At 70.8% G+C, this 22,800-nt stretch carries 20 protein-coding genes; 7 read left to right on the plus strand and 13 right to left on the minus strand.

Going from position 1 to position 22,800, the window contains the following annotated elements:
* Positions 1-13 precede the first annotated feature (13 nt).
* Complete coding sequence (locus tag KLK06_RS07730; protein WP_214634590.1) at positions 14-442, plus strand: nuclear transport factor 2 family protein; 429 nt, start codon at positions 14-16, stop codon at positions 440-442.
* A 39-nt stretch (positions 443-481) separates the two neighbouring features.
* Here the strand turns inward: KLK06_RS07730 and KLK06_RS07735 are convergent, their stop codons facing one another.
* The gene (locus KLK06_RS07735) at positions 482-898 is read right to left on the minus strand and encodes a VOC family protein (RefSeq protein ID WP_214634591.1); all 417 of its coding nucleotides are present in this window, start codon (positions 896-898) and stop codon (positions 482-484) included.
* 39 nt (positions 899-937) lie between these two features.
* On the opposite strand from KLK06_RS07735, the gene KLK06_RS07740 reads away from it, so the two are divergent.
* Positions 938-1,711, plus strand: coding sequence for an alpha/beta fold hydrolase (locus tag KLK06_RS07740; RefSeq protein WP_214634592.1), 774 nt, complete (start codon positions 938-940; stop codon positions 1,709-1,711).
* A gap of 122 nt (positions 1,712-1,833) precedes the next feature.
* Here KLK06_RS07740 and KLK06_RS07745 read toward each other — a convergent pair whose 3' ends face one another.
* The 4 genes from KLK06_RS07745 to KLK06_RS07760 are packed head-to-tail and all read right to left on the minus strand — an operon-like array spanning position 1,834 to position 5,476.
* Positions 1,834-2,682, minus strand: coding sequence for an ABC transporter ATP-binding protein (locus tag KLK06_RS07745; RefSeq protein ID WP_214634593.1), 849 nt, complete (start codon positions 2,680-2,682; stop codon positions 1,834-1,836).
* Complete coding sequence (locus KLK06_RS07750) at positions 2,679-3,554, minus strand: ABC transporter permease (protein WP_214634594.1); 876 nt, start codon at positions 3,552-3,554, stop codon at positions 2,679-2,681. Before KLK06_RS07750 ends, KLK06_RS07745 begins: the two co-directional genes overlap by 4 nt.
* A gap of 10 nt (positions 3,555-3,564) precedes the next feature.
* Entirely contained in the window at positions 3,565-4,398 is an 834-nt protein-coding gene (locus KLK06_RS07755; protein ID WP_214634595.1) for an ABC transporter permease, read from the minus strand.
* Positions 4,399-4,456: 58 nt separating this feature from the next.
* Positions 4,457-5,476 (minus strand): ABC transporter substrate-binding protein, encoded by a 1,020-nt coding sequence (locus tag KLK06_RS07760; RefSeq protein ID WP_214634596.1) that lies wholly within the window; start codon positions 5,474-5,476, stop codon positions 4,457-4,459.
* A 404-nt stretch (positions 5,477-5,880) separates the two neighbouring features.
* On the opposite strand from KLK06_RS07760, the gene KLK06_RS07765 reads away from it, so the two are divergent.
* The 3 genes from KLK06_RS07765 (at position 5,881) to KLK06_RS07775 (ending at position 8,636) form a co-directional block, all read left to right on the plus strand.
* Positions 5,881-6,429, plus strand: coding sequence for a nuclear transport factor 2 family protein (locus KLK06_RS07765; protein WP_214634597.1), 549 nt, complete (start codon positions 5,881-5,883; stop codon positions 6,427-6,429).
* Entirely contained in the window at positions 6,426-7,763 is a 1,338-nt protein-coding gene (locus KLK06_RS07770; RefSeq protein WP_214634598.1) for an FAD-binding oxidoreductase, read from the plus strand. The genes KLK06_RS07765 and KLK06_RS07770 overlap by 4 nt, the downstream gene beginning before the upstream one ends.
* 150 nt (positions 7,764-7,913) lie before the next feature.
* Positions 7,914-8,636 carry a VIT1/CCC1 transporter family protein gene (locus tag KLK06_RS07775; protein ID WP_214634599.1) on the plus strand — a complete coding sequence of 241 codons (723 nt, stop codon included), beginning with the start codon at positions 7,914-7,916 and terminating at the stop codon, positions 8,634-8,636.
* Between the two features lie 26 nt (positions 8,637-8,662).
* Here the strand turns inward: KLK06_RS07775 and KLK06_RS07780 are convergent, their stop codons facing one another.
* The 8 genes from KLK06_RS07780 to KLK06_RS07815 all read right to left on the minus strand — a co-directional run bounded on the left by KLK06_RS07780 (position 8,663) and on the right by KLK06_RS07815 (position 18,887).
* Entirely contained in the window at positions 8,663-8,854 is a 192-nt protein-coding gene (locus KLK06_RS07780; protein WP_214634600.1) for a LysE family transporter, read from the minus strand.
* 145 nt (positions 8,855-8,999) lie between these two features.
* Positions 9,000-9,353 (minus strand): spore germination protein GerW family protein, encoded by a 354-nt coding sequence (locus KLK06_RS07785; RefSeq protein ID WP_250904974.1) that lies wholly within the window; start codon positions 9,351-9,353, stop codon positions 9,000-9,002.
* Between the two features lie 24 nt (positions 9,354-9,377).
* A complete protein-coding gene (locus KLK06_RS07790; protein WP_214634602.1) occupies positions 9,378-11,474 on the minus strand; it encodes an alpha-galactosidase in 2,097 nt (698 codons plus the stop codon).
* A gap of 66 nt (positions 11,475-11,540) precedes the next feature.
* A complete protein-coding gene (gene zwf / locus KLK06_RS07795) occupies positions 11,541-12,914 on the minus strand; it encodes a glucose-6-phosphate dehydrogenase (RefSeq protein WP_308168143.1) in 1,374 nt (457 codons plus the stop codon).
* A 1-nt stretch (position 12,915) separates the two neighbouring features.
* A complete protein-coding gene (gene pgi / locus KLK06_RS07800; RefSeq protein ID WP_214634603.1) occupies positions 12,916-14,547 on the minus strand; it encodes a glucose-6-phosphate isomerase in 1,632 nt (543 codons plus the stop codon).
* A gap of 71 nt (positions 14,548-14,618) precedes the next feature.
* The gene (locus KLK06_RS07805) at positions 14,619-16,325 is read right to left on the minus strand and encodes an IlvD/Edd family dehydratase (RefSeq protein ID WP_214634604.1); all 1,707 of its coding nucleotides are present in this window, start codon (positions 16,323-16,325) and stop codon (positions 14,619-14,621) included.
* Positions 16,326-16,484: 159 nt separating this feature from the next.
* On the minus strand, positions 16,485-18,371 hold the full coding sequence (locus KLK06_RS07810) for a hypothetical protein (protein WP_308168144.1): 1,887 nt from the start codon (positions 18,369-18,371) through the stop codon (positions 16,485-16,487).
* Positions 18,372-18,503: 132 nt separating this feature from the next.
* Entirely contained in the window at positions 18,504-18,887 is a 384-nt protein-coding gene (locus KLK06_RS07815; protein ID WP_214634605.1) for an ATP-binding protein, read from the minus strand.
* Between the two features lie 108 nt (positions 18,888-18,995).
* Between KLK06_RS07815 and KLK06_RS07820 the strand changes: the two genes are divergently transcribed.
* Together KLK06_RS07820 and KLK06_RS07825 are read left to right on the plus strand one after the other, a co-directional pair.
* Positions 18,996-21,299 carry a phosphoketolase gene (locus KLK06_RS07820; RefSeq protein ID WP_214634606.1) on the plus strand — a complete coding sequence of 768 codons (2,304 nt, stop codon included), beginning with the start codon at positions 18,996-18,998 and terminating at the stop codon, positions 21,297-21,299.
* A complete protein-coding gene (locus KLK06_RS07825; protein WP_214634607.1) occupies positions 21,275-22,462 on the plus strand; it encodes an acetate/propionate family kinase in 1,188 nt (395 codons plus the stop codon). The genes KLK06_RS07820 and KLK06_RS07825 overlap by 25 nt, the downstream gene beginning before the upstream one ends.
* The last annotated feature ends 338 nt before the right edge of the window (positions 22,463-22,800 follow it).

Raw genomic sequence — 22,800 nt, forward strand, 5'->3', positions numbered from 1 at the left:
CCTGGAGGACCCGGTGACCCAACTGACCGTCGAAGACCGCATCGAGATCGAAGAGCTGATCTCGCGGCTCTGTCACGCCCTCGACTTCAGCAGGCCAGAGGACTTCGTGGCCGTCTTCGTGCCGCACGGCGCGTTCCAGGCGACGACCTCGGCCAGATCGGGCGGCGCGGTCCGGTTCCGCCACGAGGGTCACGACGGGCTCCGAGCCTTCGCTGATGCCGCCGCCGCCAAGCGCGGCGGCCTCGGCCGGCACTGGACCGGCAACCTCGTCGTGCGGGGCGTTCCCGGCGGCGCCGAGGCCACGTCGTACGTCATGTTCCTGGAGATCGACCCCGGGACCGGAGAGCGGACGATCCCGCTCTCCGGCGTCCACCACGACGTCTTCACCCGTACGGAAGCGGGCTGGCGCTTCGTCGAACGCACCATCGTCGCCGACTTCTGACCGCCGCCGTGCGGGGCGGCGGCGTGCGGGGCGGCGGCGTCACTTGCGGTCGATCAGCTCGATGAGGTTGCCGTAGGGGTCGGCGACGAAGCAGACACGAGCGCCCGGGCGGGGAGAGGGGCCGGGTTCCATGCGGACGGTGGCACCGGCGCCGACGAGGCGGGCGAACTCCGCGTCGACGTCTTCGACGCACAGGCAGATGTGCCCATAGCCGAGCGTGCCCGCGGCCGCGAGGGCGCTGTCCGGGGCGAGACCCGGCACGGCGCCGGGGCGATGCAGCAGCTCGATGCGGTAGCCGCTTTCGTGCAGGAGCATCACGCCGCGCAGGTCGGTGCCCGCGACCGCGAAGGCGGGGGCCGGGGTGAGGTCGAGGGTGTCGCAATACCACTCGGTCGCGGCCTCGAGGTCGGGTACGGAGATCCCGACATGGTCGAAACGGATCTTCTGCCTGCTCATGGTGAACCACCTGTCGTCTGATCGGAAGGAGTACATGTCATGGCCGCAGAACGTGCCCATACCGTCGTCAGGTACGACGACGTCGTCATCGACGTGATCTCGCAGGGACGGGGACCGGTCGTGCTGCTGGCGCCGTCACTCGGGCGGGGGGCGGAGGACTTCGACGCCGTGGCGGCGGACCTGGCGGCGGAGGGATTCCGGGTCCTCCGACCGCAGCCGCGCGGCGCCGGGGCGTCGGCCGGGCCCATGACGGGGCTGAGCTACCGCGACTGGGCGGCCGACCTCGCCGCCGTGATCGCGGCCGAGCGGGCCGGTCCGGCCGTCCTGGTCGGGCACGCGGCGGGCAGCCGGTACGCCCGGGCGGCGGCGGCCTACCACCCGGAACTCGTCCGCGGCGTGGTGGTTGCCGCGGCGTCGGCCGATCGGCCTCCCCCCGCGGACCTCGCGGCGGCACTCACCGGCAGCGCGGACGCCTCCCTGGTGGACGACCGGCGGCTGGCGGCGCTCCGCGTCGCCTTCTTCGCGCCGGGAAACGACCCATCGCCATGGCTGCGGGGCTGGTTTCCCGCGACCCATCGGGCGCAGCGTGCGAGCGTCGAAAGCGACGGCTGGCGCTCCGGCGGCCGGGTGCCCCTGCTGGACCTCATCGCCGAGCGCGACCCCTGGCGACCGCCCGCCACCTGGTCCGAGCTCCAGGAAACGCTGGGCGACCGGGTCTCCACGGCCGTGATTCCCCAGGCCGCCCACGCGCTCTTCCCCGAGAGACCCCGGCAGGTCGTCCAGGCCGTGGCCGCCTGGATCCGCACACTCTGACCGGCCCGGTAGCGGCCGCCCATACGGCGCCCTCACCGGTGCTGGCCGCCCGCACGACGCCCCCACCGGTGCCGGACGCCCGCACGACGCCCCCACCGGTACTAGCCACCCGCACGGCAGCCTCATGGGTGGACCGGCGACGCCGCTCCCGGCCGTACGGACGAATCGTTCCCGCCGCGGATGCGGGTCAGGACGCGCGTGCGCAGCTCGGCGAATCGGGGGTCGGCGCGGGTTTCGATCTGGTCGCGGCCGGCGCCGAGGTCCACGTCGAGGTCGTCGACGACGGTCGCGGGTTTGCCGCCGAGGACGATCACGCGGTCACCGAGGTAGACGGCCTCGTCGATGTCGTGGGTGACGACGACGATCGAGATCCCCAGTTGCCTGCGCAGGGCGAGCGCGAGGTCCTCCAGGTCGAACCTCGCCTGGGCGTCGACCGAGCCGAAGGGCTCGTCCATGAGCAGTACCGGCGACTCGTAGGCGATGGCCCGGGCGATGGCCACCCGCTGCTGCATGCCGCCCGACAACTGCCAGGGGTACTTGTCGCCCACATCCGCCAGCCCCACCGCGTCGAGGCTCTCGTCGGCGCGGCGACGCCGGACGTCCCGCTTGACGCCAAGGCCCTGGAGAGGGAAGGCGACGTTGTCCCGGACCTTCATCCACGGCATCAACGAGCCCCGGTAGTCCTGGAACACGACGGCGATCTCGGCGAGGGGTTCGGTGACGGCCCGGTCGCCGTATCTGACGGTGCCCGATGTCGGCCGCATCAGGCCCGACAGGCAGCGCAACAGCGTCGTCTTGCCCGCGCCGGAGGGGCCCACGATGCACACGAACTCGCCCGGTTCGACACGGAGGGACAGCCCGGCCAGCACATGATGCGCGGCGCCGGCGTGGCCGTAGGACTTGGAGACGTCCTCGACGATCAGTGCGGCGCGCTCGTGGCCGACGGCGGAGCTGTTGGGACGCAGGTTCATGAGACCTCGTTCTGGTCGGCGTTCTGGTCGGCGTTCTGCACGGCGTCGTGGCTGGGGTCTGAGCTGTGGCCGGCGTGCGTGCGGGCGGCCCGCCGGGCCCGTGGTGGGCGCTGGAAGTACCGGCCGAGCAGTGCGTGCTCGCAGACGAGGAGGAGCAGGCTCAGGCCGTAGCCGAGGATGCCGATCAGGATCGTGCCGGCCCAGGTGTCGGTCACCTGGAAGCTCGACCCGCTGCGCAGGATGAAGTTGCCGAGCCCGACCGGCGAACCGTAGATCTCGCTGACCACCATCAGGACGACCGCCACCGACAGCGCGATCCGCACGCCGGCGAAGATCTGCGGCAGCGCTCCGGGCAGCACGACCTTCAGCAGGCGCAGCCGCCAGGGGATGCGGTAGCTCCGCGCGCTCTCCCGTACGGCGGGGTTGATGCCGTGCACGCCGCTGATGGTGTTGAGCAGGATCGGCCACAGCGCGCCGATGAAGATCAGTAGTACCTTCGGCGCGGCGCCGATGCCGAGCGTCAGGATGATGACGGGCACGAAGGCGACGGTGGGGGTGGCCCGGGCGAAGTCGAGCAACGGAGCGGTCGCCCGCCGCAGACGGTCGTACTCACCGATCACCGCCCCCAGGCCGACGCCGACCACGGTCGCGATGACGGTCCCGAGGGCGATGTTACGCAGGCTGAAGACGAGGTCGCCCTTGAGGTCCCCCTCCGTGAGGCCCGTCCAGAGCGCTCCGGCCATCTCCGAAAGCGGCGGGAAGTAGAAGCTGCCGCTCCTCGCTGTGGCCACCCACAGGACGGCGACCACCACCACCGGCAGCCAGAGCTGCTTGAGGAAGGACCTGACGAGGCCGTTGGACACGATATGCATTCTCCTCACCTCAGCTCGCCTGCGCCGGGGGCCGCCAGCGCAGCAGCCTGGTCTCCATGACACCTGACAGCCGATTGATGGAGTAGCCGATCACGCCCGCCGTGATGATGTAGGCGTAGGCGGCGGCCGAGTTGCCGCTCTGCTGTTCCTGGGTGACCATGTGGCCGATGCCGGGCAGGGTGGTCAGGATCTCCACCCCGATCGCCACCAGCACCGAGGTCGTCGCGGCCAGCCGCAGACCGGTCATGATCGATGGGAGGGCGCTCGGCAGGATCACGCGGCGGAAGCGGAGCAGCCGCGGAATCCGGTAGCCGCGGACGGTCTCCTGGATCATCGGCTCCACGCCGCGAGCGCCGTACTGCGCCTGCAGGAAGATCGGGAAGACGCAGGCGATGAACACGACCGTGGCCTTCATCCCCGATGTGGACCCGAGCACCAGCAGGAAGACCGGGAGCAGAGCGATGACGGGGAACGACCTGAGCACGTCCACCAGCAGCCGTGAGGACTGCTCGACGGCGGCGTAGGTCCCGCTCACCAGGCCGAGCGGGACGCCGATCACGATGGCCGCCGCGAGCCCGGCCACCGCGCCGCGCAGGGTGTCGCCGAGCGCGCCCCAGAACTCGCCCGTGCCCGCCATGGCGGCCAGTTCTCCCGCCACCGCGCGCGGGCCGGGCAGCGCGCTCGCGCTCACCATGCCCACGGCGCTGACCAGCGTCCAGACCGCGAGTACGAGCAGGAAACAGAGAAGCTGAAGCCATATGGTCTTGTCACGGCCGTCGCCGGCCTTCGAGCCCCGCGTGGACTCGTAGGCCGGCGCGGATCCTCGGCCGGTCGATGTCGCCATCAGTCGCCGCCTCGAAATCGATGTCGGTGTGCCGTGCTGACGCCGTTGTGCCGCCGGCTCAGCTGGAGGTCGTGGTGGTCGGGGCCTTGTCCCAGTAGAGGGAATCCTGGGCGGGTGCCGACTTGATCAAGCCGAAGGCGACCATCGAGGTGATGACCGTCGAGAGGGTCTTCGTGTTGATCTCTTTGCTGTAGATCTGGATGGTCCGCTTGGCGATGTAGTCGGCCGGCAGCTTGGTGTACTTGGTGTCGACCGCGCGCACGGCGTCGGGGTGGGAGTTGGCGTAGTCGATTCCCTTGGCCACCGCGCCGATGAACTTCTCCGCCACGGCGGGGTTCTTGGCCAGGAATTCGGTGCTGGAGAAGATCAGCGCCTGGGGCAGGCCCGGCAGCGCGTTCGTCCCCTCGCCGATGGCGCGCATGCCCGCGGCCTTGCCCGCGTCGTAGAACGTGGCGAAGGTGTAGGCGGCGTCGACCTTGCCCGTGCCCACGGCGTCGATCAGGGACGTCACCGGCAGCGCGACGAACTTGATCGTGCCGGGGTCGGCGCCCGCCTCCTTGGCCGAGTACTCGCAGATGAACTGGAGCGTACCCCCCAGGGCTGGCAGGCCGATGGTCTTGCCGCCGACGTCGGCGAAGGTCTTGATCGGGCTATCGGCCTTGACCAGCAGGCCGTCGGAGGGCGCGGTCTTGGTCGTGGAAGCCTGAAGCTGGGTGACGATCCTGACCGGCAGCTTCTGGGCTGCCGCCTTGAGGAATCCGGAGCTGTCAGTCATCGCGAACTGTGCCTCGCCGTTGGCCACCGAGGGCGCGTTCTGCGAGGTGTCCGCGGCCCCTTCCTTGATCGTGACGTTGAGGCCGGCCTCCTTGAAGAAGTTCTGGTCCTGCGCGATGAAGAGCGGCTCGAAGGTGGATCCGGTCGAGCGCAGGATCGTGACCGACGTCAGCCCGCCGGCGTCGGTCTTCACCTCGGAGCCGCCCGCGCCGCAGGCGGCGAGGGCGGTGACCGCGACGAGGACCGCGGCGGCGGCGCGGAGGCTACCGAGGGTGGGGCGGAGGACAATGCTCCGTGACGACATTTGTGCTCCTTTGCCAACGCGTTGTCGCGGTGGTTCAGCGAGGGCTTCGACCGTGGCGAGTAACCAGCGGCAACGTGGCCGAAACATACTGTCGACATTTGCCTCCGTCAAGGCTTTGGCCGAAATCGACCCGAATCCTGTCGACACTCCCCTTGTGGGCGAGTGGTCGAACGGCCTCGGAATCGCGGCCCACCACTCCCACGAACCCTCTCAGATAGCCCTCTGACATCGCCTTTGGAGCAAGAGCGGGGGCTTCGGCGAAGGCCGCGATCCGTCGGCCGACATGCGGAGGGCGGACCCTCGATTTCTCTTCCACTTTGCAGGGTTGACCCGCATTACTGTCGACACTATGTTGCAAAGGGCGATGTGCTGAGGCCCCACGCCGACACGGGAGAGAGACCTTCATGACCACCAAGGCCGGCGCCCGGACGCTCCCCCCGCAGGCATGGGCCCACCGCCAGGGAAAAATCGACATGCGACCGCTCGAACCCGGCGACTGGAGTGCCGGAGCACTCGCCGCGCGGGCCCAGATCGCCGAGGCGTTCAACCGATTCGCCACCGCGCACGACGAGGCCAGGGTCGACGTGGTTGTCTCGTGCTTCACCGAGGACACCGTCTTCGAGGTCGCCCAGGGCAAGGCGGAGCCGTTCACCAGCTTCACCGGCCGGGCCGAGCTGTTCGACCGGCTCACCCGGATCATCGCCGAGCAGGGCGACCAGCGCAGGCACGTGATGGGCAACATCCTCGTCGAACGGCTCGACCTGGCCGAGGGCACCGCCGCCGCGCTCGCCTTCAGCGTGGTGACCGTGGCGGCCGACGGGCTCACCCTCGGCGCGAGCGTGATCTACACGGCCGAGTTGCGGCGGGAGGACGATGGCTGCTGGCGTTTCGCGTACTTCTTCATCGGCATGGACTCCTACTCCGGTGAGCGGCCGAAGGCCGGCGAGAAGTGACCACAGGCGGGAGGAGTGAGTTCACCGGCCGTCTGGTGGGCCGCTACGACCCGGGCTACGAGCGACTGCGCCGCGCCGCCATCTGGAACGCCCGGCGCCCGGACCGCTTTCCCGACCTCATCCTGCTCGCCGCCGACGAGGCCGATGTCGCCAGGGGCGTACGGCTGGCGGCGGACCGCGGGATGCGGGTGGGCATCCGCTCCGGCGGGCACAGCTGGATCGCCAACGGCGTACGGAACGGCGGCCTGCTCATCGACCTGTCCCGGCTGGCGGAGATCCGGTTCGACGAGGCGACCGGGCTGGTCGCGCTGGGACCCGCCGCCCGCGGTGCCGCCGTCGACGCCGCCCTCGCGCGGTTCGGCCGTTTCTTCCCCACCGGGCACGCGCCGAGCGTCGGCGTCGGCGGATTCCTCCTCGGCGGCGGGTATGGCTGGAACTCCCGCGTGCACGGGCCGGCCTGCCTCAGCATCGAGGCGGTCGACGTGGTCACCGCGACCGGTGAGATCGTGCGCGCCGACGCGGGCGAGCACCCCGGCCTGCTGTGGGCCGCCAGAGGCTGCGGACCCGGCTTCTTCGGTGTGGTCACCCGCTTCCATCTCCGTACGTACCGGCGACCGACGATCCATCGGGCGGTCCGGACCTACCCGCTCGATCGGCTCGACGAGGTGGTGACCTGGTCGCAGGAGACAGCCCCGTGGCTGCCCGCGCGGCTGGAGATCGCCATCAAGATCGGCGCCCCACCCGGGGAAGCGGAGAAGGTGATCACGATCGTCGGCACCGCGTTCGGCGAGGACGGCGCGGCACTGCTCGACGCCCTCGCCGACGCTCCCTTCGCCTCGCCTACCGGCGACGGGTCACCGCCCTCGCCCATCACCATGGCGGACCTCTACGAGGAGTCGGGAAGGTGGTCGGAGGCCGGCCTGCGCTGGGCGGTCGACGGGATCTGGACCGACGGCCCGACCGCCGACGTGGTCGCGGGTACGCGGGCGATGGTCGAGGCGATCCCCGGCTCCGGCTCATTCGTGTTCATCCTGCCCTGGGGCGCCTACCGGGCCGACGTACCGGCCGCCTGGTCGGTGCAGGCGGCCAATTACGTCTCTCCGGTGGCGGCATGGACGGACCCGGCCCTCGACGGCCGGCACCGCGCGTGGGTGACGGACACCACCAAGGCGATGGAGCCGGTGTCGCGCGGCGTCCAGTTCAGCGACGCCGATCCCGCCTCCCGCCCCGACTCGGGCCTGTCACCGCGATCCCAGAGCCGGTTGGCCGACCTTCGCCACCATTACGACCCCAACCGCGTCTTCACCTCGTATTTGACCGCCGCCGACCTGTGACCCTCGGGGTGAGCGGGGGGTGAAGCATCCCGCACACACGTTCGCAACCCGCTGCTCCGCCGCAGGTCAGGGAAGCCTCCCCTTCGTTGCGGATCATCGTGATATCTGCCTAAATTTCGTACTAAGGCGTTATCGAAGCGGAGGACTTTCATGACCATCGAGCTCGACCGGCCGTACTCTCCCGAGAGGCACCACCGCCACCGAGACGTGACCGGCGGCTGGCTGCGGCCGGCGGTGTTCGGGGCGATGGACGGGCTCGTGTCCAATTTCGCGTTGATCGCCGGAGTCGTGGGCGCGGCGGGTGCGGGGCGGGGTGCGGTGCTCGCCGGGTGCGCCGGGTTGATCGCGGGGGCGTGTTCGATGGCCGCGGGCGAGTACACGTCCGTGAAGTCGCAGACGGAGCTGATGCGGGCCGAGATCGCCGTGGAGCGTCGTGAGCTGGCCCGCGACCCCGAGGGGGAGCTGGCGGAGCTGACCGCGATCTACCGGGCCCGCGGGCTGGACGCCGAGCTGGCGGGGCGGGTGGCGGCGGGGCTGTCGGCCGACCCCGAGCAGGCGTTGCGCGTGCATGTGCGGGAAGAGCTGGGCGTCGATCCCGACGACCTGCCGTCGCCGTACGTCGCGGCCGGGTCGTCGTTCGGCGCGTTCGCGGCCGGGGCGCTGGTGCCGCTGGCGCCGTTCCTGTTCGGGGCGTCGGGGCTGGCGGTGGCGCTGGTGCTGAGCCTGGTGGCGCTGTTCGGGTTCGGTGCGGCGGTGGCGCGGATGACGGCCCGCCCGTGGTGGCTGGGCGGCCTGCGCCAGCTCGCGCTGGGCGCCGGGGCGGCCGCCGTGACGTTCGGCCTGGGCCACCTGCTGGGCGTCACCGTCTCATAAGCGGCTACTCCAGCGTTCGTAGGCGGCTACGGCCGGGTGGCGTTGGCCAGGTTGACGCCGAGGGCGATGAGGGGCGCGCCCGTCAGCCCGTCGACCGCCTTCCGCACCGTCGGCCTGGCGAAGACCTTGCGCAGCGCCCCCACGATGTTGGCCACCAGGAGGAACCACAGCACGGTCCCCGCCAGGGCGATCACCGACAGCGTCAGCGTGTCGCCCATGGACGCACCCTCGCTGACGAACTTAGGCGGCTCCGACGACCTTGACGATGGTGAACGCCATCGCCGAGGCCGCCAGCATCACCACACCGGCGAAGGCCACCACTTGCGGCACAGAGGTCATGACGCTCACCTTATGGAAGAAAAATCAGCGCTTGCGGCTTTTCTTGAGGATCGCCCGGATGGTCAGCAGCAGCACGACGGCCACGATCTGGCCGCCGATGACGATGCGGTTGACGTCGACCGCCGGCTGCCAGCGGACGTCGCCGTCCTTGACCACGTACACCCCGGCGGGGATGGCGCCGTAACCGAACCCGCCGCCGCCGCCTTCGCCGCCGGGCACGGCGTCCGGCCCCGAGGAGGCCTCCTGCCTGCCCATGCCCCCGCCGCCGCCCTGGATGATCCGGGCGACGGGGATGACCGTGACGTCGCCCTGCTGAATCGGGTCGCCGAAGACCCGCTTGACGGTCACGGAGTCCTTCGAGCGTTCCACTAATTCCATGAAGTTCATTCCCACATGCTGACCCTAGACCCGGCGCAGCACCACCATCTCGCTGCGGTAGTCGGGGCCGGAGTGGAACCACGTGGACAGGGTGAGCCCGTGGTGCATCAGCGTGGCCCCGTGCCAGGAGCCGTCGGGCCCCGCGTAGACGGCCGCCGGGTCGAGCCCGGCCAGCCGCAGCCGCCGGGGTGGCTGCTTGTCCAGCGCGAACGGGTTGTAGGCGAGCACGACCACCTGGTCGCCGAGCGTGTACTGGACGGCGGAGGCGGTCTCGCCCGGCGTCCCGGCCAGCCGGTGCAGCGTTCCGTGCTGGATCACCGGCCGGACCGCCTTGTAGTCGGCGATGAGCCGCCTGGCCTCGTCGAGATCCGCGGCGCTCCATCGGGTGAGGTCGCCGCCGACGCCGAGCGTGCCCGCCATGGCCACGTGGAAGCGGTAGCGCAGCGGCACCTCCCGGTGGGTGATCGGGTTGGGGCTGTCGGTCACCCAGCACGACATGGCGCTCGCCGGGTAGAGGTAGGAGAAGCCCCGCTGGATCACCTGCCGGTCGCGGGCGTCGGTGTTGTCGGAGGTCCACACCTGGTCCGTACGGTGCAGCATGCCGAAGTCGGCCCGGCCGCCACCGCCCGAGCAGGATTCGATCCGGAGCCGCGGATGGCGTCTGCGCAGCTCGTCCATGATCGCGTAGACGCCTCGGGTGTGCTCGATCCAGAGCAGGTCGCCGCCCTCGGCCCAGCCCGCCTGGCTGAAGCTGCGGTTCATGTCCCACTTGAGGTAGTCCAGGCCGTACGCGCGGACGAGCTGGTCGAGCCAGCCGAGCGCCCACTGGCGCACGTCGTCGCGGGCGTAGTTGAGCACGAGCTGGTTGCGCATGGTGTCGCGGCGGCGCTCCGGGTAGTGCAGCACCCAGTCGGGGTTCTTCCGGTACAGGTCGCTGTCGGGGTTGACCATCTCGGGCTCGACCCAGAGCCCGGCGCGCAGGCCAAGGTCGTGTACGCCCTGGAAGAGGGGGCGCAGGCCGTCCGGGAAGCGCTCGGGGTTGGGCCACCAGTCGCCGAGCCCGCGCGTGTCGTCGGTGCGGGCGCCGAACCAGCCATCGTCCACCACGAACAGCTCCACGCCGAGATCGGCGGCGCGGCGGGCCAGGTCGAGCTGGCCCTGCTCGGTGACGTCGAACCCGGTGGCCTCCCACGAGTTGTACAGGACGGGCCGTTCCTCACCGGGCGTGGGCAGGACGTGCTTGCGGGCGTAGTCGTGCCAGGCCCGGCTGGCGGCGCCGTACCCGCCGGCCGTGTGCAGGCCGAGCGCGGACGGGGTGCGCAGCGACGCGCCGGGGGCGAGCGGCCAGGTGAGGCCCTCGTGGCCGAATCCGGCGCTCACCGCCACGTCGCCTTCGGGGCGGCGCTGCGTGGTGAGCCGCCACGAGCCGCTCCAGGCGAGCGCGACGGTCCAGACGTCGCCGGTGTCCTCGGTGGCGTCGCCGAGCATGATCCACGGGTTGGCCTTGTGCGAGGTGGTGCCGGTCCGGCTGCCGAACGTGGTCTCCCCCGCCGGCAGCTCGCCGCTCCGCAGGTGCGTCTCGCGGCCCCATCCGCCGGCGGCGCCGGTGTAGCGGAAGCCCGCCTGTTCGGGGATCACCCAGCTACCCGAGTCGAGCCGGCGCAGCCGTACCGGCGCAGCCGACTCGTTGGTGACGCTCACCCAGCGCTCGACGACGTCGCAGTCGTCGTGGACCCGTACGTGCAGGCCCACCCGGAGGCCGTAGGCGTGGTCGCGCAGGACCACCTCCATCTCGTTCTCCCCGAGGACGGCGTCGTCGAAGCCGAGCTCGACGGAGCGGATCTCGCCCTCGTAGACGGCCTGGAGCGAGGGCACGCCCCAGCGCCGGCCGCCGTCGACGGGCAGCAGTTCGGACGCGTCGTCGGGGTCGAGGAAGCCGGTGACGATCCAGCCGGGGGCGTGCTCGGCGACCTGGCCGAGGGCCGCGGCGGGTAGCCGCGGCCCCCAGTACCACTGCACGACACGGGTGTCCTCGCCGGATTCGACGCCGAAGACATAGGAGGTATTACGGGTGAGTGCCGCCCAAGTGTGCTCGTGGGCCGGAACAGGGATGAGGGGCATGCCTGCGATCGTCGGACCTATCGGCCCCGCCGTCAATGCCACCCACCGGTCCCCGCCCGCCCGGGATCAGTCGAAGGAGGTCGAGATCTCGTGCCACCCGCCGGGCGCGATCTTCTCGGCCTCCTTGGGCCCCCAGCTCCCCTTCGGGTACGGCAGCGGCCGGTCCGGCAGGTCGAGGATCGGCTGGACGATCCGCCACGACTCCTCCACCAGGTCGAACCGGGCGAACCGCCGGGGATCGCCACTCACCGCGTCGGTCAGGATCCGCTGGTAGGCGGCCTCCAGCGGCCCGAACACCTTGGTGAAGTCGACGCTCACCGGCACCACCCGGGTCCGTTGCTGGCCGGGCTCCTTGGCCAGCACGTCGAAGGTCACCCCGGCGTCCGGCTGCAGCCGGAACCTGACCAGGTTGGGGCTCAGGTGCGGATCGTCCTCGAACAGCGTGACCGGCGGCTTGCGCAGCTCGGCGACGATCTCCAGGTCGGTCACCGGCAGCGCCTTGCCGGAGCGGATGCAGAACGGCACCCCGGCCCACCGCCAGTTGTCGACGTAGGCGCGCAGCGCGACGAACGTCTCGGTGGTCGAGTCCTTCTTGACGCCCTTGGTGTCGAGGTAGCCCTCGTACTGGCCGCGGACCACGTCGGCGGGCGTGACGGCCTGGACGGCGCGCAGCACCCGCCACTTCTCGTCCAACTGGGCGCGGGCGTCCTTGGACGGCGGCGGGTCCATGGCCAGGATGGCGAGGAGTTGCATCAGGTGGTTCTGGACGACGTCGCGGATCGCGCCGTTGGCGTCGTAGAAGGCGCCCCGGTCGGCCACGTCGAAGTCCTCGGCCATGGTGATCTGGATGCTGCGGATGTAGTTGCGGTTCCAGATGGGTTCGAGCAGCATGTTGGCGAACCTGAACACCATGAGGTCCTCGACCGGCTCCTTGCCCAGGAAGTGGTCGACCCGGCGCAGGTGGTCCTCGTCGAAATACTTCAGCAGCTCGGCGTTGAGCGCCCGGGCCGAGTCCAGGTCGCTGCCGAACGGCTTCTCCACGACGAGCCTGGCGTCCCTGTTGAGGCCCTCCCCGGCCAGCCCCTCGGCCACGGCCGTGAAGAACGCGGGCGGCACGGCCAGGTAGTGGACCAGGAACCCCTTGCCCGCCACCTCCTCGCGCAGCCGGGCGAACGTGGCGGAGTCGCGGTAGTCGCCCGCCACCAGCCGCAGGTTGCCCGCCAGCTTCTCGAACGCCGCGTCGTGCACGCCGCCGCAGGCCGCGCGGGCGTGCTCGCGCAGCCCGTCGAGGTCCAGGTCGGTCTTGGCCACGCCGATGATCGGCAGATCGAGCTCGCCTCGGGCGGTGAGCTGGTAGAGGGCGGGCAGGAGCATCTTGCGCGCGAGGTCACCGGTGATGCCGAACAGGACGAGCGCACCCGCGCCCTTGATCACCTTCACCTCAGACGCGCCTTCCGCGCAGCTCGCGGTAGCGCCGGACGAGCCGTTCGGTGGAGGCGTCCGGGAAGTCGCCCGGCGGTTCGTCCGAGGTGAGCGCGGGCGCCAGGTCGAGCGCCATCTTCTTGCCCAGCTCGACGCCCCACTGGTCGAAGGAGTCGATGCCCCAGATGGTGCCCTCGACGAACGTCATGTGCTCGTACAGCGCGACGAGCTGGCCGAGCGTGGACGGGGTGAGCTTGGTGGCCAGGATCGTGGAGGTGGGCCGGTTGCCGGGCATCACCTTGTGCGGCACGATCTCGGCGGGCGTGCCCTCGCCGGCGATCTCCTCGGCCGTCTTGCCGAAGGCCAGCGCCGACGTCTGCGCGAGCAGGTTCGCGGTGAGCAGGTCGTGCATGCCCTCCCGGTCCTCGTACGGCTCGGCGAACCCGATGAAGTCGGCGGGCACCAGCCGGGTGCCCTGGTGCAGTAGCTGGTAGAAGGCGTGCTGGCCGTTGGTGCCCGGCTCGCCCCAGAAGATCTCGCCCGTGTCGGTCGTGACGGGTGTGCCGTCGGCGCGTACGGACTTGCCGTTGGACTCCATGGTGAGCTGCTGCAGGTAGGCGGGGAAGCGGTGCAGCCGCTGGCTGTAGGGCAGGACGGCCCGGGTCTGGGCGCCGAAGAAGTCGTTGTACCAGACGCCGAGCAGCCCGAGCAGCACCGGCATGTTGGCGTTGAACGGCGCGGTGCGGAAGTGCTGGTCCATGGTGTGGAACCCGGCCAGCATCTCGCGGAACCGATCGGGCCCGATCGCGATCATCAGCGACAGGCCGATGGCGCCGTCGTAGGAGTAGCGCCCGCCGACCCAGTCCCAGAAGCCGAACATGTTCGCGGTGTCGATGCCGAAGCCGGCGACCTTCTCGGCGTTGGTCGAGACTGCCACGAAGTGCTGGGACACGGCGTCCTCGCCGAGCGCGCCGACCAGCCACTGGCGGGCGACCTTGGCGTTGGTGAGGGTCTCCAGCGTGGTGAACGTCTTGGAGCTGACCACGAACAGCGTGCTCGCGGGGTCGAGTCCGGCCAGGTTGCCGGTGATGTCGGCCGGGTCGATGTTGGACACGAACCTGGCCGTGATGCCGGCGTCGGCGTAGTCGCGCAGCGCCTCGTACGCCATGGCCGGGCCGAGGTCGGAGCCGCCGATGCCGATGTTGACGACGGTGGTGATCGGCCGGCCGGTGGCGCCCGTCCAGTCCCGCCGCCGGACCCGGTCGGCGAAGGCGCTCATCTTGTCGAGCACGGCGTGCACGTCGGCGACGACGTCCTGGCCGTCGACCTCCAGGTTGGCGTCCCGGGGCATGCGCAGCGCGGCGTGCAGGACGGCCCGGTCCTCGCTGACGTTGATGTGCTCGCCCCGGAACATCGCGCCGATCCGGTCGCGCAGCCCGGCTCGCTCCGCCAACTGGACGAGGAGGTCGATCGTCTCGTCCGTGGCGCGGTGCTTGGCGTAGTCGAGGTAGAGATCACCGGCGGTCAGCGTCATCCGCTCGGCGCGGCCGGGATCCTCCGCGAACAGCTCGCGCAGATGCTTGCCCGCCAGCTCCCCGTGGTGCTTGTCCAGTGCCGCCCACTCCTGGCTCTGGGTGATGTCGCCGCCCACTCTTCCTCCTGATGCCGTCAAGCCGATCACATTAGTCCCGTACCCGGGAAGATATCGCGCGGGACTCCAGGTCAGTGGGATTCCCTGCCCACGGCGTCCCCACTCGAACCTGTGAGGAAGTCCAGGTCGACGCCCTTGTCGGCCTGCATGACGTGGTCGACGTACAGGCGCTCCCAGCCGCGCCGCGGGGCGGCGTACCCGTTCACGACCGGCTCCCTGGCCGCCAGCTCGGCGGCGGGGACGTCGACGTCGAGGCGCCTGGCCGCGACGTCGAGGACGATCGGGTCGCCGGTCCGCACCCGGGCGAGCGGCCCGCCGGCCGCCGCCTCGGGCGCGGTGTGCAGCACGACCGTGCCGTACGCGGTGCCGCTCATCCGGGCGTCGCTGATGCGGACCATGTCGCGCACGCCCTTGGCCAGCAGTTTCGCGGGCAGCGGCAGGTTGCCGACCTCGGGCATGCCCGGGTAGCCCTTGGGCCCGCAGCCGCGCAGCACCAGCACCGACGTCTCGTCGACGTCCAGGTCCGGCGAGTCGAGCCGGGCGTTGAGGTCCTCGACGCTGTCGAACACGACCGCCCGGCCGCGGTGGCTCAGCAGTTCGGGCGAGGCGGCGGCGGGCTTGATCACCGCGCCGTCCGGCGCGAGGTTGCCGCGTAGCACCGCGATCCCGGCATCGGGCAGCAGCGGGTCGGCGCGCCGTCGGATGACGCTCTCGTCCCAGATCTCCGCGCCGGCGAGGTGCGCCACGAGCGGACGGCCGCTGACGGTCAGCGCCGCCGGATCGAGCAGGTCCTCGACCTCCTTCAGTACGGCCGCCAGCCCGCCCGCCCTGAACAGGTCGTCCATCAGGTGCCGCCCCGCGGGCTGGAGGTCGGCCAGCAGCGGCACCCCGCGGCCGGTCCGGTCGAAGTCGTCCAGCTCCAGCTTGACGCCGAGGCGCCCGGCGATGGCCAGCAGGTGCACGACGGCGTTCGTGGAGCCGCCGATCGCGGCCAGCGTCACGATCGCGTTGAGGAACGATCCCCTGGTCATCACCTGACTCGGCCGGCGCTCCTCCTTCACCAGCTCGACGGCGAGGCCGCCGGTCTCGTGGGCGCGTTCGAGCAGTCTGCTGTCGGGGGCGGGGATGCCCGCCGTGCCGGGGAGCGTCATGCCGAGGGCCTCGGCTACGCAGGCCATGGTGGAGGCGGTGCCCATCGTGTTGCAGTGGCCGCGGCTGCGGATCATCGACGACTCCGAGCGCAGGAACGCCTCGCCGGACAGCGTCCCCGCGCGTACCTCCTCGCTCAGCCGCCACACGTCGGTGCCGCAGCCGAGCGGGACGCCGCGGAAGTGACCGGTCAGCATCGGGCCGCCGGGCACCACCACGGCGGGCAGGTCCACCGAGGCGGCGGCCATCAGCAGCGCCGGGATGGTCTTGTCGCAGCCGCCGAGCAGCACCACGCCGTCGATCGGGTTGGCGCGCAGCATCTCCTCGGTGGCCATGGCGGCCAGGTTGCGCCAGAGCATCGCGGTGGGCCGGACGTTCGTCTCGCCGAGGGAGACGACGGGCAGGTTGAGCGGGACGCCGCCGGCCGCCCACACGCCCTGCTTGACGCTGTCGGCCACCTCGTCGAGGTGGGAGTTGCACGGGGTGAGGTCGGAGGCGGTGTTCGCGATCGCGATGTGCGGACGGTCCCCGTCGAACGCGGCGTCCGGCAGGCCGCGGCGCATCCAGGCGCGATGGATGTAGGAGTTGCGGTCATGGCCCGAGTACCAGCGTGAGCTGCGGAGCGGCATGCCCTCATCCTGGCATCCCGCCATTTGACGATGAAACCGGCGGCCCGTGCGGAGGCACGGGCCGCCGGGGGCGTGATCTCACCGGCCGCCGGGCGTGAGATCACGATCCTGGGTGGATACATCTCTTAAGGCGTTCCATCCTGTTCCATCCCGTTCCATTCACGCTGGGTGATAGCTACATCGCACCCCCGTCTGTACGGCGCCGCGCAGCCGCTCCCCGATGACCGGATCGGCCTCACCGATACGCACCAGGGCCCGCCTGATGGCCTTGCCCACGGCGATCCTGGCTCGCTCCTCGCTGCCCGCGAACTGACGCGCCCGCCCGGCCAGCCCGGTGGCGGCGGCCAGCTCGTCGATCAGCCAGTCGCGCTCGGCCCGCAGCGTGGCGGCCCGCTGGAGATCGTGCATCGCCTCCATTTCGTCGATCTCGGCCTGCAGCCCGGACAGCCGCCGCTTGTAGGTCTGCCTGGCCTGCTCGTCCAGCACCGGCTGGGCGGACTCGGCGGCGTCGCTCGCCGCCGCGCCCGCGGCCAGGTCCACGGCCGGGATCTCGCGACCGGGGTTGGCCAGCAGGGTCGCCAGGTGGGCCATCCCCACGATGTGCTCGACGAGCACGGACCGGCCGTCCAGCTCGATCCGCCACTTGCGGCCACGGCGCACGCAGACGACCTCCGCCGCCGGTGGCACCGGACAGTCGGCAGGCAGCGCCATCCCCATCGACGCGGCCTCCTGCCGGGCCAGTGCCAGGATCCTGCGCGACTCCTCGGTCCCGCGCAGGGCCTGGCCGAGCCGGAGGCGGGAGAGCACGACGGCGGGCCAGTGCCCCAGCGCGAGGTTCTCGTGCACGGCGGCCCGCAGGTGGGCGATCGCCTTGTCGGTCTCGCCACAGGTCAGCATGGCCACGCCGAGTGGATGGTGAACCGAGCCGAGGCAGGTGACACCCAGGCTGACGATGACGGGCAGCCGCTCGAAGGGGCGGAGCACGGCGTAGATCTCGGCCGCCGTGCCGGCGTCGCCGAGCAGGTACGCCGCCTCGATCCCGCCGTACATCGAGATGAGCCAGGTACTGGAGCGCGGCAGCACCGTCAGATCCTGACCGCGCAGCCGGGCCAGCGCTCCCGCCGCCAGCCGCCGCTCCCCCGCGGTGGCCGCGGACACCGCGAGCACCGCCAGCAACGACCTGTCCACCTCGCTGAGGTCCGGCGAGTTGACCAGGTCCGTCACCATCGGGACGAGTTCGGCGGCGCGTCCCTGATACCAGCGGATGGCCGCGATCTGACCCGCGTACCAGCCCGCGCTGTCGATGTCACCGGCGGCCGCTCCCCGATCGGCGCAGGTGCCGGCCATCGCCTCGGCCTCGGACAGCCGGCCGCCCCTGATGCTGAACATGACCTCCATCGCGTCCACGACGAACCCGACCGCCAGATGGTCCTCCTTCGACAGCAGCCCGCGTAGTTCCGCCAGCGCCCGCTCGGCATGCGGGTCGGCGGCCAGCACCAGGTCCACGGTCCGCCAGAGCAGCCCCATCAGCAGATCGCCCCGGCGCCCGGTCCGCTGCGCCTCCTCGATCAGCTCCTGGGCCAGCGCCAGGCGTAGGGCGCCGTGCTCGGGCCCCAGAACGCAGTGGTGGGCCAGGCTCAGCGCCTCGGCCAGCGCGACGGGATCGCCGGCCCGCCTGGCCTCCTCGACCATGGCCAGGATCCTGTCCTGCCCGCCGCTGCGGTAGTCGTCCTCGCCGGCCAGCCGTACCCGCAGCCGTAAGGCCAGTGAGGACTGTGGTCCGACCAGCGCCAGAGCCTGGCGCTGACGGGTGCGCACCACGGCCGCCTCGGCTGCGGTCCGATGCTCGTGCACCCACAGGCCGCCCAGCCCGAGCGCGGCCCGCGCCATTCCGTCCATGTCACCCTGCTGTTCGGCCTCCTGATAGGCGACGTCGAACCACCGGCGGGCCGCCCGCAGGCTGCCCTCCACATATAGTGCGTGCTCTCCTGACAGCAACGACATCTCGATGCCGTCGTGTACCGCCAATCCCCGCGATCCGCCCACAGGCGTCCTCCGCACCCCGTTGTGGCAGCACGCGTACAACGCGTACTTCCAGCGACTGCGGCCCCCCATCGCTATGACGGATGCTAACCGAATGGGGTTCAACTAGGTGGCAGCAAATTCAACTAAATCCGCTCAGGAGATTTCCATCGCGATCCGTACGGCGGTGCCGCCCGGTCCGGTGGTGATGGCCACGCGGTCGGCCAGGCGGCGTATCACCCATATCCCCCAGCCGCCGGGCGCCGCGGGCACGGGCGGGTCGGGCTTGGCGAGGTAACGGGAGGGCAGGCCGGGGCCGGAGTCGCGGACCTCGCAGAGCAGGCTCACGCCCTCGCGCCACAGGCGCAGGCGCCCACGGCCGCCTCCGTGGAGGACCACGTTGGCCACCGCCTCGTTCACCACGATCACCAGGTCGGCGGCGCGTTCACCGCGCAGGCCGTGCTCGTCCGCGAGCCTGAGCGCGGCGAGGCGCGCCCGCGCCAAGTCGCTCTCGGTGAAATCCATCGCGAACGTGTCCATCGTGCGGAGCCCCCTTGACCTCTCGGTCCGCCGGCACAACCTCACTTCTGCCACAGGAAGCGACTTCTAATCTGGTTGAGCGGCGTTTCTGGAGGAATCAGCAAAGACATGGAGCGAATAGACGCTTACTGGCGCGCGGCAAACTATCTGTCGGTAGGCCAGATATATCTACTGGACAATCCACTACTAACGACGCCATTGACCCCAGAGCACATCAAACCCCGCCTGCTGGGTCATTGGGGCACCACACCGGGGCTGAACTTCTGCTTCGCCCATCTCAACCGGGTCATCCGCGAACGCGACCAGGACCTGATCTACATCGCCGGCCCCGGCCACGGCGGTCCCGCCGCGGTGGCGCACGCCTGGCTGGAGGGCACCTACTCCGAACGCTATCCGGACGTCTCTCAGGACGCGGCCGGGATGCGGCGGCTGTTCCGGCAGTTCTCCTTCCCGGGCGGCATCCCCAGCCATGTCGCCCCGGAGACACCCGGCTCCATCCACGAGGGCGGCGAGCTGGGCTACTCACTCGCGCACGCCTACGGCGCCGCCTTCGACAACCCCGGCCTGGTCGTGGCCTGCGTCGTGGGCGACGGCGAAGCCGAGACCGGGCCGCTGGCCGCGAGCTGGCATTCCAACAAGCTGCTCGACCCGGCCCGCGACGGCGCGGTGCTGCCGATCCTGCACCTGAACGGCTACAAGATCGCCAACCCCACCGTACTGGCCCGCATCCCCGCCCAGACGCTGGTCGCGCTCATGGAGGGGTACGGCTACCGCCCCCACCTGGTCGGCCCCGACCACCAGGAGATGGCCGACACGCTCGACACCGTCTTCGACCAGATCACCGACTACCAGCAGGGCCGGTCCGACCGGCTCCCCATGATCATCCTGCGTACGCCGAAGGGCTGGACCGGGCCCAGCGTCGTGGACGGGCTGCCGGTGGAGGGCACCTGGCGGGCCCATCAGGTGCCGCTGGCCAAGGTGCGGGAGAACCCCGAGCACCTGGCGATGCTGGAGGAGTGGATGCGCTCCTACCGTCCCGAGGAGCTGTTCGACGGCGACGGCCGCCCGGTGGCGTCGATCCTGGAGACCGTGCCGCCGGGCAACCGCAGGATGAGCGCCAACCCGCACACCAACGGCGGCGAGCTGCTCGAACCGCTGCGGCTGCCCGACTTCCGCGAGCAGGCCATCGACGTCAAATCGCCCGCCACCCAGTTCAGCGAGCCCACCAAGGTGCTCGGCAGGCTGCTGCGCGACGTGATCGTCGCCAACCCGCGTACCTTCCGCCTGATGGGCCCGGACGAGACCGCGTCCAACCGGCTGCAGGCCGTGTTCGAGGTCACCGACCGGGCCTGGAACGCCCGCCTCGAACCGACCGACGAGAACCTGGCCCCCGGCGGCCGGGTGATGGAGGTACTGAGCGAGCATCTGTGCCAGGGCTGGCTGGAGGGCTACCTGCTGACCGGCCGGCACGGGCTGTTCAACTGCTACGAGGCGTTCATCCACATCATCGACGCCATGTTCAACCAGCACGCCAAGTGGCTGGAGTCCTCCCAGAAGATCCCCTGGCGCATGCCAGTGGCGTCTCTGAACTACCTGCTGTCCTCGCACGTCTGGCGCCAGGACCACAACGGCTTCTCCCACCAGGACCCCGGCTTCCTGGACGTCGTGGTCAACAAGAAGGCCTCCGTGGTCCGCGTCTACCTGCCGCCGGACGCCAACACGCTGCTGTCGGTCGGCGACCACTGCCTGCGCTCGCGCGACTACGTCAACGTCATCGTGGCCGGCAAGCAGCCGGTGCTCGACCTGTTCACCATGGACCAGGCCATCGCCCACTGCACCCGCGGCCTGGGCATCCTGCCCTGGGCCTCCACCGACCAGGGCCACGACCCCGACGTGGTGCTCGCCTGCGCCGGCGACGTCCCCACCCTGGAGACCCTGGCCGCCGCCGCCCTGCTCCACGAAAACCTGCCCGACCTGCGCGTACGCGTCATCAACGTCGTCGACCTGATGCGCCTGCAACCGCCGTCAGAACACCCGCACGGCCTCCCGGACGCCGAATACGACGCCCTGTTCACCACCGACAAACCGGTCATCTTCAACTTCCACGGCTACCCCGCCCTCATCCACCGGCTCACCTACCGCCGCCACGGCCACGCCAACCTGCACGTCCGCGGCTACAAGGAGGAGGGCACCACCACCACACCCTTCGACATGGCCATGCTCAACGACATCGACCGCTACCACCTGGTCATCGACGTCATCGACCGGGTGCCGGGGCTCGGCAGCAGCGCGGCTCACCTGCGCCAGTCGATGACCGACACGCGCCTGCGCGCCCGCGCCTACACCCGTGAACACGGGGAGGACGCGCCCGACATCCAGGAGTGGACATGGCCGGACAGATTCTCGTCCTGAACACCGGCTCCTCCTCCATCAAGTACGAGCTGGTGGACGTGGAGTCGCGGGCCCGCCCGGCCAGGGGGCTGGTGGAGCGGATCGGTGAGGAGGAGGGGCGGCTGACGCATCATGCCGGTGACGGCCCGCCGTACGAGCGGAAGGAGCGGTTCGGCGATCACGCGGAGGGGCTGGCCGCCATGCTGGCGGCCTTCGCCGACGCGGGGCCCGCGCTCGATCCGGTGGCGGTGGGGCATCGGGTGGTGCACGGCGGGACCCGCTTCCGGGAGGCGGTCCTGGTGGACGACGACGTGATCAGCGCCATCGACGACCTGTCGCCGCTCGCGCCGCTGCACAATCCGGTCAACCTCACCGGCATCCGGGTGGCCCGCGAGGCCTTTCCCGGTGTGCCGCAGGTGGCCGTGTTCGACACCGCCTTCCACCGGACGCTGCCGCCCGAGGCGTACACCTACGCCGTCCCGCTCGACTGGCGTGACCGGCTCGGCGTGCGGCGGTACGGCTTCCACGGCACCTCCTGCGCGTACGTGTCGGCGCGGGCGGCGGCGCTGCTGGAGCGCGAGCCGGCGCGGACGAACCTGATCGTGCTGCACCTCGGCAACGGCGCGAGCGCCACCGCGATCGAGGGCGGCCGCAGCGTCGACACCTCCATGGGGCTGACGCCGCTGGAGGGGCTGGTCATGGGCACCCGTTCCGGCGACGTGGACCCCGCGCTGCCCGGCTACCTGGCCCGCGCGGGCGACATGGACGTCGCCCGGACGGAGGAGGACCTGTCGCGCCGCAGCGGCCTGCTCGCGCTCACCGGCACCGGCGACATGCGCGAGGCCCGGCACCGCGCCGGCGAAGGCGACGAGCGGGCACGGCTCGCGCTGGACATCTACGGCCGCCGGATCAGGAAGTACATCGGGGCCTACTACGCGCTGCTCGGCCGGTTGGACGCGATCGTGTTCACGGGCGGCGTCGGCGAGCACGACCCGGCCACCCGCGCCTCGGCGCTGGCCGGGCTGCACCGCCTCGGCATCACCCTGGACCCCACGCGCAACGAGGCCGCCGAGACGGGCGAGCGGTGGGTGTCCACACCGGAGTCGGAGGTGGCCGTGCTGGTCGTACCCACGGACGAGGAATGGGAGATCGCTCGCGAGGCGCGCGCACTGCTCCGTTTGTGACCTACGACGTATTTCGCCACCGACGCCGGCTTGAGCTCGAACGACACAGCAGTCTCCTGCGCGGATCAAGCGGGAAGGGCGCATAGGATCGGCAGCGCCCGCTGCCGCGGCGGCCAGCTCGATGGTCTCGCGCTTGATGACCTGTTCCGCCGCATCCAGCACCTGATCGGGGTACGGCGGTGGGAACGTCTCGGCCCGCTCGCCGAAGTCCTGGAGCCCCAAACCCGTCATGTCCCGCAGCGCGTATCTCCTGACCTCGGCGAGCCGCGGAGGTAGGGCCAGCCCTACCTCCAAGACGGGTGACAGCAGGACTTCGCGATCTCGGTTATCCCGAAATG

It is taken from the genome of Nonomuraea sp. NEAU-A123, assembly GCF_018603905.1.
Classification (GTDB): Bacteria; Actinomycetota; Actinomycetes; order Streptosporangiales; family Streptosporangiaceae; genus Nonomuraea.